Here is a 16,351-nt window from a genome sequence, read left to right on the forward strand (position 1 = left end):
TTGTTCAACTATATTGCCTTAAATAATCCCCAAGCTTTTTAATGCATATTCAATTCCGTCTTCACTGGATTTTTTCGTTACGAAATCAGCTATGTTTTTTATTTTTTCATTTCCATTCCCCATGGCTATACCAAGTCCTACTATCTCTAACATATCTATATCATTTTCTCCATCGCCAAAAGCTACCGCTTCCGATTTATCAATTCCAAAGTAGTCTAATACTTTAAGGATTGCTATTGACTTAGAGACGTCATGTTGCAGTACATTTAACACATAAGGATGCCATCTTTTAAATGTAATATGTGGAAATGTATATATGTATTGCTGAACAGTATCATCGTTTGCGAATAAGCACATTAAATAAACTTCTTCTTCATTAATTTTAGAGTTAATAATAGGATACTCATTCAATGACAAAGTTTCCTTTAATGCTTTTAATATACTTGGATCTTGTACTCCGTTCATGCTAAAGTCCTCAGTATAGAAGGAGAGTGCGTTATTTTGTATGTATGCAAATTCAACCATTTCTTGAATGATCTCTTTATCCATCGTAATTTTATGAATCACTTTTTGATTATGCTTTACATAGGCTCCATTTGCTGTGATGAACGTATCAATTCCTATTTCCTCTATTTCCCTGCACATGGAAAAAGGTCTTCCAGTTGCAGCAACAACCTTTATTCCTTTGTTTTTTAATGCTCTTATAGCTTTTTTAGTGCTGTTTGAAATGGTTCCATCCCTGTGATGTGTAATTGTTCCATCTACATCGAAAAATACAATTTTATAGGTCATAAGTATTCCCCCTTTAAAATAATACGGCTCATTAACCAGAAGGTTTCAATAATTCTCATTTATTATTGTATCTGCTAATCACCATACTAAAGACCTTTTACTTATTCAACTTACCTCTTTAGTTAAAGAAGGAATATTAGCATGATCTATTTACATAGATTAATTTTATTAATAGTAAAAAATATTGCATGAATTAACTTGTAAAACTACAATAATTTAATATTTTTTAATAAAAATCGATTTAAATTGGGGAGTGAATCATGGGGGCTATTAATGGAAAAGATTATATTAACCGATTAAATCAACTGAATAATGAAATTTGGTACGACGGTGAAAAAATGGAAGGTTTGCTCTCTGAACAACCTGCCTTTAAGGGACTTATTCAGTCAAAAGCGGCTCTTTATGATTTGCAACATGACCCGAAAATAAAAGATGAGATGACTTTTATTTCCCCAGTTACAGGAGAACTTATTGGTCTTTCCTATTTGCAACCAAAAACGAAAGAGGACTTAATAAGAAGAAGAAAGATGACTGAACATTGGGCTAGGTATTCAGGGGGTATCATGGGAAGAAGCCCAGATTATTTGAACACAGTTTTAATGAGCTTTACTTCTTCAGTATCCTTTTTAAAAAATAAGGACAAATGTTTTCCAAATAATCTACAAGCATTTTATGAATTGGCCCGGGAAAATGACTTGTCGTTTACACATACCTTTATTTCTCCACAAGTGAATCGTTCTCATATTTACTTTGAAAATAGCGATGAACCAATCGCTGCAAAAGTTATTGATAAAAATGAAGAAGGAATCATTATTAAAGGTGCTCGTCTTCTTGCTACGCAAGGTGGTTTAACAGATGAAGTATTAGTATTTAGCGTTGGTAAATTTCTATTTAATGAAGATGAAGCTTTTGCTTTTTCTATCCCTTCAAACACGAAAGGAATAAAGTTTATTTGTAGGGATACATTCATCGGAGGACAATCTTCTTTTAATCATCCATTAAGTTCGCGGTTCGAAGAAATGGATTCTATGGTTGTCTTTGACAATGTTTTAGTACCTTGGAATAGGGTATTTTATTACAACAATGCGGAAGTAGCCGAAGCATTCCCAATTCAAAGCTCTTTCCATCCCTTTACTAAGCACCAAGTATTGACTAGACAAATTGTAAAAACAGAGTTCGTCTTAGGTATTTCTCAGCTTCTTATCGAAACGATTAATATTAGCGAGTATCAACATGTCCAAGAAAAGATGTCAGAAATCATCATTGGTCTAGAAACAATGAAAGCCTTGTTAGAAAAATCGGAAAATAACGCAAAATTAGATGAATGGGGATATATGCGTCCAGAAATTTTCCCGCTTCAAGTTGCCGGTAACATTTTCCCTAAAATATATCCTCGTTTCACTGAAATTATTCAGCTAATCGGAGCTAGTGGAATGATTACATTGCCAACTGAAAACGCATTTCAATCTATTATTAGAAATGACTTAGATTTATATCTTCAAGGAGCAACAAAGACCGCAGAGGAACGTGTAAAAATATTTCGTTTAGCTTGGGATCTAACAATGAGTTCATTTGGAACAAGACAAACCCAATATGAACGATACTTTTTTGGCGATCCGATTCGATTATCAAGCGACTTATATAAGAAATATCCAAAAAATGAATATGTAAAGGTAATTAGTAATTTCTTAAATCTAAAAAAAGAAGAGTAACTGAAGTTCACTGATTGTCTTTATTGAATACAGCTTTAGTAATTCCTTTTTAGGATTAAAATACTACGCTCAATCCTTTTATACATTGAGCGTTCTGTTATTTTGGCAACGATTCCATGCTCATTCGACCTATATGGGTAACACTTATGGGAGATTAATCCTTTTTGATTGGTAGTACCAGCCTTGCCATTAATTTAGGAAGAATGGAGATGTTTCTTGATTTACAAATAGATTCAATATAATCATACTGAAAGCTCAGCCTTTTATTAAAAAGCTTTTTCTTCCTATTAATACTCTAACGCTAGCCGTTCATCAATTCTCTCCAGCACTCTTTTAGATGGACTTTGATAAAATTGGTACCAATCCATTCTTTTATCTCCAATCTCATCGATTAAGTCATTCACTGTAAATACTAGCTTTCGTAAATCTGTATGTAATGCGGTTAGCTCCTCCTCATTTAGAGAATTTACCGCATTCAATTGATGGTCGGTTTCACTTAATAGATTAGCTGATTCTTGATGCTGAATTGTAAAGGAAATATCCGATAAAAAGAATGACAGCTATAGAAAAAGATTCGATTCCACAAATGCCTGTAGCTCTATAGATGACATCCTCGATAAAGCTTCTAAATAGCCACTTGCCTGAATAATTTCCCTCCGATATTGCTCACCTAACTCCTTTTTCAAATCAATATTCTTCATCAAAAAGCACCGCTTATAATAATTATAGGTACAACTATAATCAAAAGCTGTTTTAACCTCGACTCCACCACAGTATCCCAAATATTCAGGTGCATCATAAATAGTGGCTCCAATGTGATCAATTACCATTGTAACTAACACAATAACTACTTCAGCCAATATGAAAAGCGCAAGCGGCAACTAGCGACTTGATGCTTGCTCGACTCGCAAGTGTCTGCATGCAGCGGAAATCGATCTGTTACTGGCATAATAATCGATATTCCTATCTTATTCTTTTTTTTAAAAAAAAGCATCTTCATACTATCTGGCTACTAACTGTCGCCTATGATAGTGTAAAGATGCTTCTTCATTTATAACATGATTTTTTCTAGCTCTGACCACTGCTTCATTCGTGGTAGATCTACATGTTGATTATACGACTGGTCCATAATATATACTTTAGTCGCAACTTCAAGTAGCGTTTCAAGTACTGCTGGTTTATCGTCGAAATAGAAATCTAATTCTAGCTCTTTAATCGTTGCAATTTTTTCATCGTCTTGCATGCCACAGTAAAAATGATCATCTTGCACTGGGAAGCCTTGTGATTTCATCCAATCGCGCGTTTGCGTACAATATTTTTTCGGACGAGATGTAATATAAAAAATTTCATGTCCGTCTTTTATTAATTGTTGCAACGTTTCAATTGCTCCTTCGAACGCTGGGCAATCTGTAAAATATATTTCTTCCATTAAGCTAACCCACATTGCATTACCAGCATCTTTTTCAAGCCCGAATGCTTCATGGATTTCGACTGAATTAATACTTCGAAAAACTTCTAAGCCTATATTTTGTTTTAATTTTTTATTGTATAAATGAAAGGCATGTTCTCTTAAATTAATTAACGTATCATCAATATCAAAACCAAATTTCACGTAAATTCTCCTACTCCTTAAGCCAATACGACAAATTGGGACGCAAATGACTGCTCTTTCTCAATTTGAATCGCTTGAATCTTTTCTACTTCTTTTTTTCTTTTTGTCGCACAATCCAATAAATCGAGTTGCGATACATAGTTTTTATCAATAAGAGTTGCAAGAAAGTCTGCATCTTTTAATGCGCTGTTTAATCCGAAAGCCCCTGTTGGTGTCATCGTATGTACCGCATCACCTAATAAGATTACACCGTCTTTTCCCCAACTTTCACTCGTAGAACTGTACACATCTAATAAGACAAAATCCTGCCATGATTGAATATGTTGATGAACAGTTTCTTCAAGTTGTGGAAATGCTTCAATCAATTGCTCGATAAACGGAGTAAAGGGTTGCTTTCGTAACTTAGAATATGAACCTTCCTCAATATTCCAACCAATTTGTATAAAGCCTTTCGCTTGTGTAAATAGCGATAATTGTTTATCACCAATAAGTGCCATTTTAATCGATGGCTCCCAATCTTTTGGTGCAGGAATTCTAGCCCATAGTAAATCAAAGCCATGCTTTCTAATCGTCACGTCAATATTTGCTTTTTTCCGCACTGTTGAGTAACGACCATCCGCACCGATAATAAGATTGCTTTCAATCACAATTTCTTCCCCATCACTTACTGCTTTGACTCCACAAAAATTTCCTGAGTTATTTTTTAGCAACTCTACTACTTTCGTATTCATCATACAACTAAATGTAGCGTATTCCTGTGCTGCCTTTAACAACACGGTTAACAAATGTGTTTGGGGTACATGAATTCCGAGATGCCCTACTTTTGGATCGGGTAAGATCGTTTTAAATGGCATTCCTTCATGCCAATATTCCAGCTGTTCCATACGAAGTAACCCTAATTGTTCAATTGCTTCAAAGAGACCGTGTTCTTTTAGAATTGCTTCTCCTTCTTCGTTTAAATGCTCGCCGCGAAATGCTTTTCCTACTTCTTGTTGCCGTTCCAGAAGTATAACGGAAACATTTTTCTTTGCAAGTAAATATGCAAGTAGTACCCCTCCTGGCCCGGCCCCTACTATGCATACGTCTACTTTATTATTCACTCTTTATCACCTTGCTTTGGATACGCTGTAATTCGAATATCTTCTCCAAACTTCTCGATTATTTCAAATGATACTTGCATTGCAGCATCCATTGTATCTACATTTTCACCAGTAAACGGTGTTAAGGAATTTCTTCCACCTAAGACTTTAGGTGCTATATAAATAAAGTACTTATCAATTAAACCCGCTCTTAAAAACGAAGCATTTACTGCTCCGCCACCTTCAACGAGCACATCAGTAATTCCCCCTTTATATAACTTTACAAGCATTTCTTGTAAGTTCAATCCATTGTCAACACGTGAAACATAAATAAATGACACGCCTTTTTCTTCATATAGTCTTACAAGTTCCGAATCTGCATCAATAGTTGTGACAATGATAGTATCTGCTTCGTCGGTTTGTAATACTTTTGCTTCTAGTGGTGTGCGTAAATGACTATCTAAAATAATGCGAGTTGGGTTTTTCCCTCCGCCTTCAGGTAATCTAGTCGTTAAGGATGGATTATCCGCTAATACTGTCCCAACACCGACTAAAATAGCATCTACTTCATTTCGTAGTAGATGCACATCTGCACGTGCAACTTCACCTGTTATCCATTTTGAATGACCAGTATGAGTCGCAAGTTTACCATCTAATGTCATTGCAAATTTTGAAATGACAAATGGACGCTCCGAGATCATATTATGAACAAAGCGTTCGTTGAGTCTTTTTGCCTCGTCTTCTAACACACCAACATCTACTTCAATGCCAGCGTCAAGTAGCATCTTAATGCCTCTTCCAGCCACTTCAGGATTTGGGTCTTGCATTGCTACAACTACACGGGATACTTCTGATTCTTTCACAAGCTTCGCACATGGTGGTGTTTTGCCGTAATGAGAGCATGGCTCTAACGTAACGTACAAGGTCGCCCCTTTCGCATGCTCACCTGCCATATTAAAAGCGTGTACTTCTGCGTGAGGCTCACCTGCTTTACGGTGTAGGCCTGTTCCAACAATGACGCCATCTTTTACGATGACAGCCCCTACAATTGGATTTGGATTTGTTTTACCTTTTGCACTTGCAGCTAAATCAAGGGCAAGGCGCATATAATCTTGATCGTTCTTCATCGCCATGCACTCCTTAAACGTGTATTGTCGGTTTTTCTTCTAGAATATGTCCTGACTTTTGCACTTTTGTTTCTAAATAGAAACGATTTGTATCTGTTAATCCGCCCCATAGTGGTACATGATGATCTGCTAGTAACCCATGAGCCTTTAGCGCAGAAAGCTTTTTAGGATTGTTTGTAATTAATGTAACTGGCTTATCTCTTAACGCTTCTAATACACGAATCGCATCCTCGTATGAACGAGTATCATCTTCGAAGGCAAGTGCATGATTAGCTTCCACCGTGTCATACCCATCCTCTTGTAGTAGGTAAGCTAATGATTTTGAAAATAAACCGATGCCTCGTCCTTCGTGGTCTGCTAAGTAAAAAATTGCTCCGCACCCATGATTCGCTATCATTTTCATCGATTCGTGCAACTGAAAGCCACAATCACAACGCTGACTACCAAAAATATCACCAGTATGACAAATACTATGCATACGAATGAGTGCATCATCTTCATGTGCAAAGTCACCATATACTAAAACCGATGACTGTTGTCCGAAAGCTAAATTTGATTTTGCAAGCGAGGCAACAACCTCTTCTTTAGTTTGCGTGGCATCGACTTTTAGCCAAGAATACCAGTTGAATGTAGCTGTAAAATCACCCTGTTTAATTGGCAACTTTACAGGGCCGACTAAACATATTTTTTCGTCAGCTGTGATTTCAATTAATTTCATTTTATCTTGTAAAATATCCATTGTTTCTTTTAATATAGTCATCTCATTCTCACCAATCTTATAGTTTAAACAGATATTCATGCTGCGATGAAGCATCTGTTTTCTATTTGTCTATTAAATCTTTTTCTGAAACCTTTAGTTACATAACGTAACCTAGTATATAATTACAAGCATTTAGAGTCAAATGATATACACTATCTGCAAATAGCATACTAGATTCACTTATTTTATGCAAAACGCAAAGATAAAAATTGGACGAATGGCGCTTTGATTCCTTCCATATTAAACACTTCACTTTAATGCATTTACTGTAGAAGGCTAATTAGTTAACGTAAAAACTAGTTTGTGAGGAATTAATAAATACCTATTTTTTTTCTAAATTGATCTCCAGAAAATAGGACAATCAATAAAAAGCCACCCCAATAAGTGGCTTTCGATATTTTAATTTGCTCTTATTAGAGGTAACTCCACAACAATTGTAATAGGTAAAAGAATTAATTGTTTATTCTTTTCCTTATTTATATTAGGATATTAGATATGGTCTTCCATTGTAATAATTAGTTACTAGGTTAGTTGCACTTTGATCAGCAATTATTGGATATTCATAATTGAGTTCAACTGCTATTTGTTGAGCAACTTTTCTATAAAGCTCCATTGTTTGAAATAAAGCATCCCAAACACTTTCCTCATTATACTTTCCATAAATCCCTTGAAATTCTTCAACTACCTCATTATCTGCCCATTCCTCAAAAAATCTTACATCATGCCAACGTTGTTGATTTGTTTTATTTTTCATCATGGATTGCAACTTCACAAATTTTATCAACAGTCGTTTCAAATAACCATCACAGTTAGACTTTGCAACTAATAACTCACCGCGACGTAATTTCTTAGCAGTATAAACTGCATGAAACCAAAAATCATGTACATCGTTTTTATATTCACTAAACGCTGGTACTTCTTTGGTTATTATCACGGAAGAAGTATTATGAAAGACGTCGGTAATGGAATCTTTATCTAGTAATACGTTGACTCCACGTGCAATTACTCCTTGGACTTCTTCACTTTCTAGAAATGTTTTAGCCATATCTAATTTCAAGAAATTAAAATCTACGCTACTAGCTCCTTCAAACATTACACGTCGTTCAATTAAATTTCCAACAGGAGTTCCCTCTAAAAAAGAGATTTGAGGATTTCCAAAATAATTTATCCACTCTTCATTTCTCAACCATTTTTCAACATCCGAAGTAACAATGACTAAGTCCATATCTGCCCACTCATCTGCCGGTTTATCACTGCGAGCCATTGATCCAACTACAAAAATGGAGCGAATATCGTCCTCTTTTTCTCCCCATAATATCACTTTTTTCATTATTTCCTTATAATCGCTCATGTGATTCTCCTCTACTTATATTCTTCGAATTAGCTAACAAGCTCTGTTTCCTAAAATAATCTGTATGTAGAATTGATATTACATCATTGTTCGAGTATTATATGTGCCAAATAAAGCTCAAAGAATTACGTGAAAATTCTTTTCAACTCCTGTAAATCATCAATAACTAAATCTGCCAGAGAAAGCTCAGCTTCTTGCGCAAAATCAAATCTACACCCAATTGCAGTTATTCCATTCTTTTTAGCTGCGTTAATATCTGATAACCTATCCCCAATTACAGCACCTTTTCGAATACCGTACTTCTTTATAATAGTAGAAACTAAATCTGCTTTGTCATCCGTTTTTACTTGCTGAATGCTAAATGTTTCAGTGACCCACTGATCTAAATAATAGTAATCTACAATCGCCTTTAAATACTCAATTTGCCCATTACTAGCAATATAGATAGAATAGTTATTACTTTTTAGATAACTGAATACTTCCCCCACATGAGGATATAGCGCTCCTTTTCCATCTTTTATATTTGCAATTAATTGCTCATGAAAAAAATTGTTCGCAAGTTCCCGAACTTCCATTGAATAATTTGGTAATAAGTTTTCCCACACTACAGGTAATGACACTCCCATAATCTCACGATACTTTTCGATTGGGGTTTCTTTATCCCATAGTTTTTTTCCTCTTAAATAGTTAAATGTATTTTCAAGTGATATTTCTAAAATTTTGTCCGTTTGAAATAACGTACCATCCATATCAAAGATTAATGATAATTTCATTGTTTACTCCTTTACTATATGTACTACACTCTAATACGTTCATAGAAGAAAATGGTTGCAAAAAAAATCCGAAAAGAAAGATTTCACACATTTCAAATGTATGTATTCTCTCTTCGGACTTTCTCAAGGATGTTCTTCTTAAATCCCAGCTGTATTCATCAGCACTATTCGCCAACCATCTGGATCTTCAATTGTAATACCTGACTTTTCCCAATATGGATTTTCAGGAGATACTATATTGTACCCCATGTCTACTAATCTATTTTGCATCACTTCAATCTCTTCAAGATTGGGCATATAAAAAACAAGCAAATTGTCCTTAGTTGGAGAAGGACAAGGACTGCCGTCTTCATGCTGTGTAAACTCTAAATGATAGTCTGCGTTTGGAAGACCAATCATGACACCATCATACCCTTCATGCCCAGTAAAAGAACCAATTTTCTTTAAACCAAGGCCATCACAATAAAACTTGGTAATTTCCTTTATCTGATGAGTAGGACGTGCAACCCGAATTTGCGCTATTTGCAGATTTGTTGGCCATTTATATTGCATTCACCATTTCCCCTTTTTAGTAATTTTATCATTTAATCTAGAGGAATTTGTTCATACCTTTGAATGACTTTCTTATTTCTCCCACTTATATTTAATAAGTTCGATTAAAGTAGATTCTCTAATCTTTCTTTGTATGGCTGCTAATGAATAATAGGATTTGTAATTATAAATATTTTATATAATTATCATACTCATTATCTATATGCATTCCCATATGCTCATACAATGCTTTTGCATTATGGTTGTTAGTTGCTGTCTGTAATATAACAAATCTTGCTTTCTCTGCTTCACAAAACTGAAAAGCCTTTTTCATAAGTGCTTTACCTATTCCTTTCTTTCGACAAGCTGGATCGACAAACAAATCATTTAAAATGAACGCTCTCTGCATGCCAACTGAAGAAAAAAACGGATATAATTGTACAAATCCAACAGGGTTGTCTTCCATGTAAGCAATATATATAACCGATTCCTCATTTTGGATTCTTGCTAATAGAAAATTTTTTGCACCTTCTTCATCGCTAGATTGTCCATTAAACAACCGATACCCATTAAATACTGGAATGAGATCCTTTAGACAATTAAGATTCCCTTTTACAATTTTCATGAGAAAACCTTCTTTCGAAATGAGTAACACCATTTATTAAACCCCATTTTAGTTTCATAAAAACGATGAGCATCAAATCTTTGGATCCCTGATTCCAATGCAATATAAGCAAATTGATTTTCTTTTGCATGTTTAATAAGAGCTTCCATTAGCTTTTCCCCATAACATTTGGATCTATCGTTTTCATTTGTCACAAAATCGTGGACAAATATATGTCTTTCATTGTAAAAGTTGTGACACTCTTCAAATCCAATAAATGCTTTAAGAGCTCCATCCTCGATAACCCATCCTTGATATGTTGGCATTTGTTTTAAGAGCTCAAAATAACGATCTTCCGTTAAATGATGGCGCAATTGTTGAATAAGAGGATATCCTTCTTGCCAATCTTCTTTTGTTTGTAAAATTTTAATTTGCAATTTCTTCACTCCTTTCATATAGTATTGTCAACACGTGACATATTAAAAAGATACAGTTTCGAATAATTCAACATGTCAGTTAGGGGTATATATGAGAGAATTAATGATACATCTAAATGAAAACAGTCCAAAATATAAACAGATTTACCATTCCATACGATCACTTATCGAAAATAAAGAGCTCCAGCCTAACACGAAACTTCCTTCTATTCGTCAGCTTGCTGAGATTTTATATGTTAGTAGAAATACGACACTTGTTGCATATGAACAATTACTTGCTGAGGGTTATATTAGAAGTGAGCAAAAAAGAGGATATTTTGTTGAAACTTTCGAGTCAATCGATATACATACCCCGACATTACATGCCGAAAAGTCCATATCTGAAGAAAGGAAGATTAAGGTGGATTTTCGAGCAGGATCCGTTGATCAACATGCATTTCCAATAAAAGCTTGGAGAAAATGTGTCAATGAAGTATTGAAGGAAGATATTGTATATATGTACGGTGAACAACAAGGAGATAGACTACTAAGAGAAAAAATAGCAAACTATTTATTGCAGTCTAGAGGTATTCGAACTTCTGAAGACTCTATTGTGATTGGTAGTAGTACACAACAACTTTTAATGCATTTGTCCATTCTATTAAAAAACAAGTATTCTTCAATAGCAGTCGAGAATCCAGGCTATGACGGTGCTCGTACTGTTTTTCAACTTTGCGGATTTCAAATTAATCCTATTGAAGTAAGAAAGAAAGGATTATGTATGAAACAGCTTGAAAAAATTGAATCAAAACTTGTATATATTACTCCATCACACCAGTTTCCTACAGGTGTGACATTACCAATCGCAGAGCGACTACAATTATTAAATTGGGCGCATTCACAAAATGGCTATATTATTGAAGATGATTATGACAGTGAATTTCGGTATCAACAACAGCCAATCCCGGCTCTTTTATCGATTCAACAAGAGGCACGAGTCATTTATATTAGTACGTTTTCAAAAGCTTTTTTACCGTCGATTCGGTTAAGTTATATGGTGTTACCTTCTGAATTACTGGATCAGTATAATCAACAATTCGCTACTTTTGAACAAACAGCTTCTAGTATTCATCAACGAACAATGGCTCGTTTTATGGAACGTGGACATTGGGATTCACATATTCGAAAAATGCGTGCAACATACAAAAGAAAAATGCACGTGCTCGTTTCTTCCTTACACTTGGCTTTTGGTAAAGTCATTAGACTTATAGGAACGCAATCTGGACTATATATATTAATTCAATTACAGTCCTCTGTTGGAGAAGAAATACTTATACAACAAGCGCTTGAACAAGGGGTAAAAGTATATCCTACTTCAAATTTATACATTGGTTATAAACCTGAATTTTCTATATTGAAACTTGGTTTTAGTAATTTATCAATCGAAGAAATACAGCTAGGTGTGCAGCTATTAAAAAAAGCGTGGACATAGGAACACATTAAAGCGAGAATCTTATTCTTTTGCATCATTCGACTAGTATTTATTTCATTGCTGTTTTCTAATAGATTGTTGCTTTTGGAATAAAATTTCTAAAAATCATCTATTATGATAAAATAACTCTCTAAATTATTATTGGTGCTGGATTTAACTTTAATTTGGGGGTGTTGGAAATAGATAACGGTACTTTTGTTGCAATTTTTTCGATTTTTATGGGAGCATTTGTCTGTATAATGGTTGCCGTAAAAGTTAGAAAAGATAAAAAAGATAGTAAGTAAGAATTATAAAGAGTTGAACCTAAACTAAAAGCCAGTACTGACCTCAAAGTTGAGGTCTTTTATGATGCACTTCTAAGCATTTTAACCGTTGTTTGATTAGTTTTTTAACACACTTAAATAAACATTTGTTCCACTCGTTTTTCAAATGCAAAGTTTTTATGTGATAAATTCGTTGTTTTTGGTGTTCATTGACCGATTCGTGTTGTAATCCTTTGTTTTTGGCAATTTTTTTGTAGTTGGTGGCTGTGCATAATAATGAAGATGGGTGAATATACTCACCAATCACAGTATCGATTTCTTCGGCTTTAATACGCCCAGTTCCTGCTTTACGAGCAATCATATTAATATTGCGGTCTTGTGCCACCACAACTGCAATTTTAAGGTTTGAGATACCCATATTCTTGTCCTTTTCTCCACGCTTCTTGGCTTTTCTATGAATGATTTCTCGACCTTCATAGACTCACGAAAAAAGATTTCCTCACTCTCAACTATTCCTTGTAGTTGATTAAAACCTATCCTTCCTAATGCGTTCAAGATGTTATATCTCCAGTAGAATGCGGTAGAAATAACACTCTAATTTCCCTATCATTCGACTAGTATTTACCTCTTTTATTACAATTACATTAAATTTTCTATTCCTTACGCAATGTGACAAATTTTGCGTATTTTATGTCTTACAATGGACAGGTTGCTTCCTAATCTTCTAGAAATTATCCTCAAGAATTGAAGCCAAATACACAATATGGAGGAAGTTTTTTTTGAAAAGTTTATTGAACGAAACGGCTTTATTGATTCAAATTGGAATCAAGAGGAAAGACATGTACAGGATGGCGAAAAATTTAGGATATACCCACCGACTTGTCGTATCCATTAGCCAAGAACTAGATCACCTACTCAATCAATACCAAAAGAAAGTATCCTAGTTAGACAGGATTTACCCTCTATAACAAAACCGATTGGTACTAAGAAGGAACTGATCGGTTTTATTATGGAAGATAGTCAGGAGCCTTCAAAAAAAATAACTAACCTTGGATTTCTTTAATACTTTTGCCACCTAAAAATGCGTGTCCCATTTTCAATTTTTCTACGGTTTTAAATCCATATTTTTGATACACTTTTTCAATTCTTTCATTGATTGGAAACACCCATAGGTTTTCTAATCTATTTTTTGAAACTTCAACTTGCAAATAATGAATTAGCTCTCCTATTAATCCTCTACCTCTAAATCCTTCTAATGTAGCTACACTTTCCATTCGAGCTTGATTGTCATGTCTAAAAATACAAGCAGTTGCACATGCTACACCATTGTATCGGAGTAGATAGTGCTTAAAACTAGCATGATAAAATTCCTGCTCAAATGCTTTCTCTCTAACCTCTTTGCCACCGAACTCTTTTATACTGCATTCAATGTTTAAAGCTTCTTGATAATTATTTTTAGTTACAAGTTCTATCGCTACATTCTCATTATTATCTATTTCCACTATTTTTTCATCCCACAATTGAACTGGGCTAACTAATTCTTCGAAGCCAAAATTATTTAATTTTAAACTTTCAATTAAATTTTGTTGGTTTTCTAAATCATATATATAAAATCTCGGTATTATCTTTTTAGTTTCATAAAAACGAACTACTTCATCTATTATTAGTTGAGGTGTATCAGAGATTCTACTAATATGTGCATGGTTTGCATCATAATAGGAGGGCTGATTTTCATTACAAAATAATGAACCCCAATTGGTTTCTGTACGTTTGGAAAAAGTCTCGAAATAGGCAAAATCCAATTTAAAAATTTCTTGATAATTCATCAACAATTCCTCCTGTAAATAGTAAAAGGTTACTTTTTATTAAAAAACGATTTACCAAGAGTTTCTACTGACTTTGGGAAAACTGCATAAAGTTTACTTGTAATGCTCATATACGATGGTAAATTTACTTCACGAACTGGACGTTCAATAGTTTTTATTATCGCTTCCACTACTTTTTCAGGTGATAAGAGATGTTTGCTAAGTTTGTCTCGATAATTGCCGGTTTGGTCTGCTAAATCAAGAAATGGTGTGTCGATTGGTCCAGGATTAATTGTCGTAACTTGAATCCCATATTCTTTTAGTTCCATTCGAACGCTATTTGCGAATCCTAAAATCGCGTGTTTCGAAGCTGCATAAACGGATGCTTTTGGTGTCGCTACTTTACCTGCTTGGGAAGCTACAAAAATAATATGTCCGCTCCCTCTTGCTTTCATTTTCTCCGCAAAATATTTGGTAAGAAGCATTGGCGCTATTACATTTACACGCATCATCTGCGCTATATCTTTTTCTTCTAATTCCGTTAAATATTCAAACGTACCAACACCAGCACAGAGAACGATTGTGTCTGGAGTCTCCATCTGAAGAAACAAATTTTCAAAGGATTGTTCCTCTGTTAAGTCTGCTTGTATTGTATGTAAACCAAGCTCCTCTAAATGCTCCAAAACTTCAAAATTGCGACCACTAGCCCAAATTTCATGCCCTGCTGTGTGAAGTTTTTTTGCAAGTATTAGTCCAACTCCACTTGTTGCTCCCGTGATAAATACTTTCTTACGCTTGTTCATATAACAAAATACCTTTCTCGTTTCGTCGTTCTCTAATATAGCCTTCATCTATTAAATAATCGACTTGTCCAATTGTTTCCGAAAGAGTTAAACCAAGTTCTTTTTCATATACTTTTGGAAATAGCTGTTGAGTAAGCTGAAAAATAGTTTTTTCTCCATCTTTCATCATGTCCAAAACCTTTAAAGCACGTTCTCTCTGTTTTTCAAGTCTGCTTGTAATAAGCTCAGATACGTTAAATACCTCATTTCCATGCCCACTAAATATCTTCTCCACAGGTAAAGTTTGAATCCGTTGTAATGAGGCATTATATTGAAGCATAGATTTTGAACGTTGAGACCTTCGATCAAGAGGTGGCTCAATTAGTGGATTAGATGAAATTTTTTCCAGAATATGATCTCCCCCAATTAGAATTCCTGTATTCTCTGACCAAAAAGATAGATGGCTTTGAGCATGTCCTAATGTTTCCAAGACGGTTAAATCGGGATGCCCTGGGAGGATGTCTCCGTCTTTTAAAAGCTTTTCAATTGGTCTGTTTCCAATAAAGTGGATCGGTCTTCTCATTTTTTCGACCCAATTGAAATAGCTCTCAGGTACTCCTTCCTCCATAAGGCATTGAAGATAAAATTCGTCATGAAAGCGGAAAAAATCTGTATCTCTTGTTAACCACGGTTGATTATAAGGATGCCCCAATATTGTAGCTTGTTTAAAAGCATCAACCCAACCAGAATGATCTGGATGGTGATGTGTTAGAAGTACTTGTTCTATATCTGAAAGCGAGTAACCAGCTTCTTTTATGCCTGTTGTAAGAGCAACTAGTGCTTCTTCTGTTTTAGGACCAGCATCTACTAATGTAAGTGCATCTCCTTTTATTAAATAAGCATTTACATCCCCTACTGCAAATGGGGTTGGAATAGTGATTTTATGTATTGTCATATGATAACTCCCTTTTATGAATAGTTATTCATTCTATTGTACATTTTTTTATTGACAGCGTCACTAATGTGGTTGTTGAAATAGAGGATGATCGAAAGCTATTTCGATCTCCGAGAGCAACCTCCGTTGTATCAATTTGCTATTAAACAGACTTCTAATTTACATTTAAAAATGAGTTTGACTTTTACTTGCAACAGTCCTATAATTTCATTAATTCAGAAAATTTTAAGCCAAGATGAAGAATAGTACATATATGATGGAGTTAAGAGAGTGAAATGATCCGCTGCAAGTTTCACC

The 16,351-nt window shown here is 34.6% G+C and carries 18 protein-coding genes and 1 pseudogene; 3 read left to right on the forward strand and 16 right to left on the reverse strand.

The genetic code is table 11. The annotated features are described in order from the left end of the window. Window positions 1-18: 18 nt before the first annotated feature. Window positions 19-792 (reverse strand): Cof-type HAD-IIB family hydrolase, encoded by a 774-nt coding sequence (locus ACEPXD_RS10505; RefSeq protein WP_391115916.1) that lies wholly within the window; start codon window positions 790-792, stop codon window positions 19-21. Window positions 793-1,052: 260 nt separating this feature from the next. Between ACEPXD_RS10505 and hpaB the strand changes: the two genes are divergently transcribed. Next, a complete protein-coding gene (hpaB, locus tag ACEPXD_RS10510) occupies window positions 1,053-2,504 on the forward strand; it encodes a 4-hydroxyphenylacetate 3-monooxygenase, oxygenase component (RefSeq protein ID WP_391115917.1) in 1,452 nt (483 codons plus the stop codon). Window positions 2,505-2,791: 287 nt separating this feature from the next. Here hpaB and ACEPXD_RS10515 read toward each other — a convergent pair whose 3' ends face one another. From ACEPXD_RS10515 to ACEPXD_RS10565, 11 genes are all read right to left on the reverse strand, one after another. Beyond that, a complete protein-coding gene (locus tag ACEPXD_RS10515) occupies window positions 2,792-2,983 on the reverse strand; it encodes a hypothetical protein (RefSeq protein WP_391115918.1) in 192 nt (63 codons plus the stop codon). Between the two features lie 81 nt (window positions 2,984-3,064). Continuing rightward, window positions 3,065-3,364 (reverse strand): hypothetical protein, encoded by a 300-nt coding sequence (locus ACEPXD_RS10520; RefSeq protein ID WP_391115919.1) that lies wholly within the window; start codon window positions 3,362-3,364, stop codon window positions 3,065-3,067. Between the two features lie 191 nt (window positions 3,365-3,555). Then, window positions 3,556-4,116 (reverse strand): 5' nucleotidase, NT5C type, encoded by a 561-nt coding sequence (locus tag ACEPXD_RS10525; protein ID WP_391115920.1) that lies wholly within the window; start codon window positions 4,114-4,116, stop codon window positions 3,556-3,558. 17 nt (window positions 4,117-4,133) lie between these two features. Beyond that, window positions 4,134-5,216 carry an FAD-dependent monooxygenase gene (locus ACEPXD_RS10530; RefSeq protein WP_391115921.1) on the reverse strand — a complete coding sequence of 361 codons (1,083 nt, stop codon included), beginning with the start codon at window positions 5,214-5,216 and terminating at the stop codon, window positions 4,134-4,136. Further along, window positions 5,213-6,322, reverse strand: coding sequence for a bifunctional diaminohydroxyphosphoribosylaminopyrimidine deaminase/5-amino-6-(5-phosphoribosylamino)uracil reductase RibD (gene ribD / locus ACEPXD_RS10535; RefSeq protein WP_391115922.1), 1,110 nt, complete (start codon window positions 6,320-6,322; stop codon window positions 5,213-5,215). The genes ACEPXD_RS10530 and ribD overlap by 4 nt, the downstream gene beginning before the upstream one ends. 13 nt (window positions 6,323-6,335) lie before the next feature. Then, window positions 6,336-7,061 (reverse strand): GTP cyclohydrolase II, encoded by a 726-nt coding sequence (locus tag ACEPXD_RS10540; RefSeq protein ID WP_391123158.1) that lies wholly within the window; start codon window positions 7,059-7,061, stop codon window positions 6,336-6,338. A 502-nt stretch (window positions 7,062-7,563) separates the two neighbouring features. Beyond that, complete coding sequence (locus ACEPXD_RS10545) at window positions 7,564-8,433, reverse strand: aminoglycoside 6-adenylyltransferase (protein WP_391115923.1); 870 nt, start codon at window positions 8,431-8,433, stop codon at window positions 7,564-7,566. Window positions 8,434-8,558: 125 nt separating this feature from the next. Further along, a complete protein-coding gene (locus ACEPXD_RS10550) occupies window positions 8,559-9,206 on the reverse strand; it encodes an HAD hydrolase-like protein (RefSeq protein ID WP_391115924.1) in 648 nt (215 codons plus the stop codon). Window positions 9,207-9,344: 138 nt separating this feature from the next. Beyond that, window positions 9,345-9,758: a VOC family protein gene (locus ACEPXD_RS10555; RefSeq protein ID WP_391115925.1), complete on the reverse strand. Its 414-nt coding sequence runs from the start codon at window positions 9,756-9,758 to the stop codon at window positions 9,345-9,347. 163 nt (window positions 9,759-9,921) lie between these two features. Then, entirely contained in the window at window positions 9,922-10,362 is a 441-nt protein-coding gene (locus ACEPXD_RS10560; protein ID WP_391115926.1) for a GNAT family N-acetyltransferase, read from the reverse strand. Further along, on the reverse strand, window positions 10,359-10,787 hold the full coding sequence (locus ACEPXD_RS10565) for a GNAT family N-acetyltransferase (RefSeq protein WP_391115927.1): 429 nt from the start codon (window positions 10,785-10,787) through the stop codon (window positions 10,359-10,361). Before ACEPXD_RS10565 ends, ACEPXD_RS10560 begins: the two co-directional genes overlap by 4 nt. An 82-nt stretch (window positions 10,788-10,869) precedes the next feature. Between ACEPXD_RS10565 and ACEPXD_RS10570 the strand changes: the two genes are divergently transcribed. Further along, window positions 10,870-12,249 carry a PLP-dependent aminotransferase family protein gene (locus ACEPXD_RS10570; RefSeq protein WP_391115928.1) on the forward strand — a complete coding sequence of 460 codons (1,380 nt, stop codon included), beginning with the start codon at window positions 10,870-10,872 and terminating at the stop codon, window positions 12,247-12,249. A gap of 429 nt (window positions 12,250-12,678) precedes the next feature. On the opposite strand, the pseudogene ACEPXD_RS10575 reads toward ACEPXD_RS10570, so the two are convergent. Then, window positions 12,679-13,100 (reverse strand): annotated as a pseudogene (locus tag ACEPXD_RS10575) (IS1595 family transposase); the annotation flags it as partial. 191 nt (window positions 13,101-13,291) lie between these two features. Here ACEPXD_RS10575 and ACEPXD_RS10580 point away from each other — a divergent pair. Then, entirely contained in the window at window positions 13,292-13,456 is a 165-nt protein-coding gene (locus ACEPXD_RS10580) for a Spo0E family sporulation regulatory protein-aspartic acid phosphatase (protein WP_391115929.1), read from the forward strand. Window positions 13,457-13,555: 99 nt separating this feature from the next. Here ACEPXD_RS10580 and ACEPXD_RS10585 read toward each other — a convergent pair whose 3' ends face one another. Genes ACEPXD_RS10585 through ACEPXD_RS10595 form a run of 3 tightly spaced genes read right to left on the reverse strand, consistent with a single transcriptional unit; the run spans window position 13,556 to window position 16,054 of the window. Beyond that, window positions 13,556-14,341 (reverse strand): GNAT family N-acetyltransferase, encoded by a 786-nt coding sequence (locus tag ACEPXD_RS10585; RefSeq protein ID WP_391115930.1) that lies wholly within the window; start codon window positions 14,339-14,341, stop codon window positions 13,556-13,558. Window positions 14,342-14,367: 26 nt separating this feature from the next. Then, window positions 14,368-15,120: an SDR family NAD(P)-dependent oxidoreductase gene (locus ACEPXD_RS10590; protein ID WP_391115931.1), complete on the reverse strand. Its 753-nt coding sequence runs from the start codon at window positions 15,118-15,120 to the stop codon at window positions 14,368-14,370. After that, complete coding sequence (locus tag ACEPXD_RS10595; protein WP_391115932.1) at window positions 15,107-16,054, reverse strand: MBL fold metallo-hydrolase; 948 nt, start codon at window positions 16,052-16,054, stop codon at window positions 15,107-15,109. The genes ACEPXD_RS10590 and ACEPXD_RS10595 overlap by 14 nt, the downstream gene beginning before the upstream one ends. Between the last annotated feature and the right edge of the window lie 297 nt (window positions 16,055-16,351).

This window comes from Psychrobacillus sp. L3 (assembly GCF_042945595.1).
Taxonomy (GTDB): Bacteria; Bacillota; Bacilli; order Bacillales_A; family Planococcaceae; genus Psychrobacillus.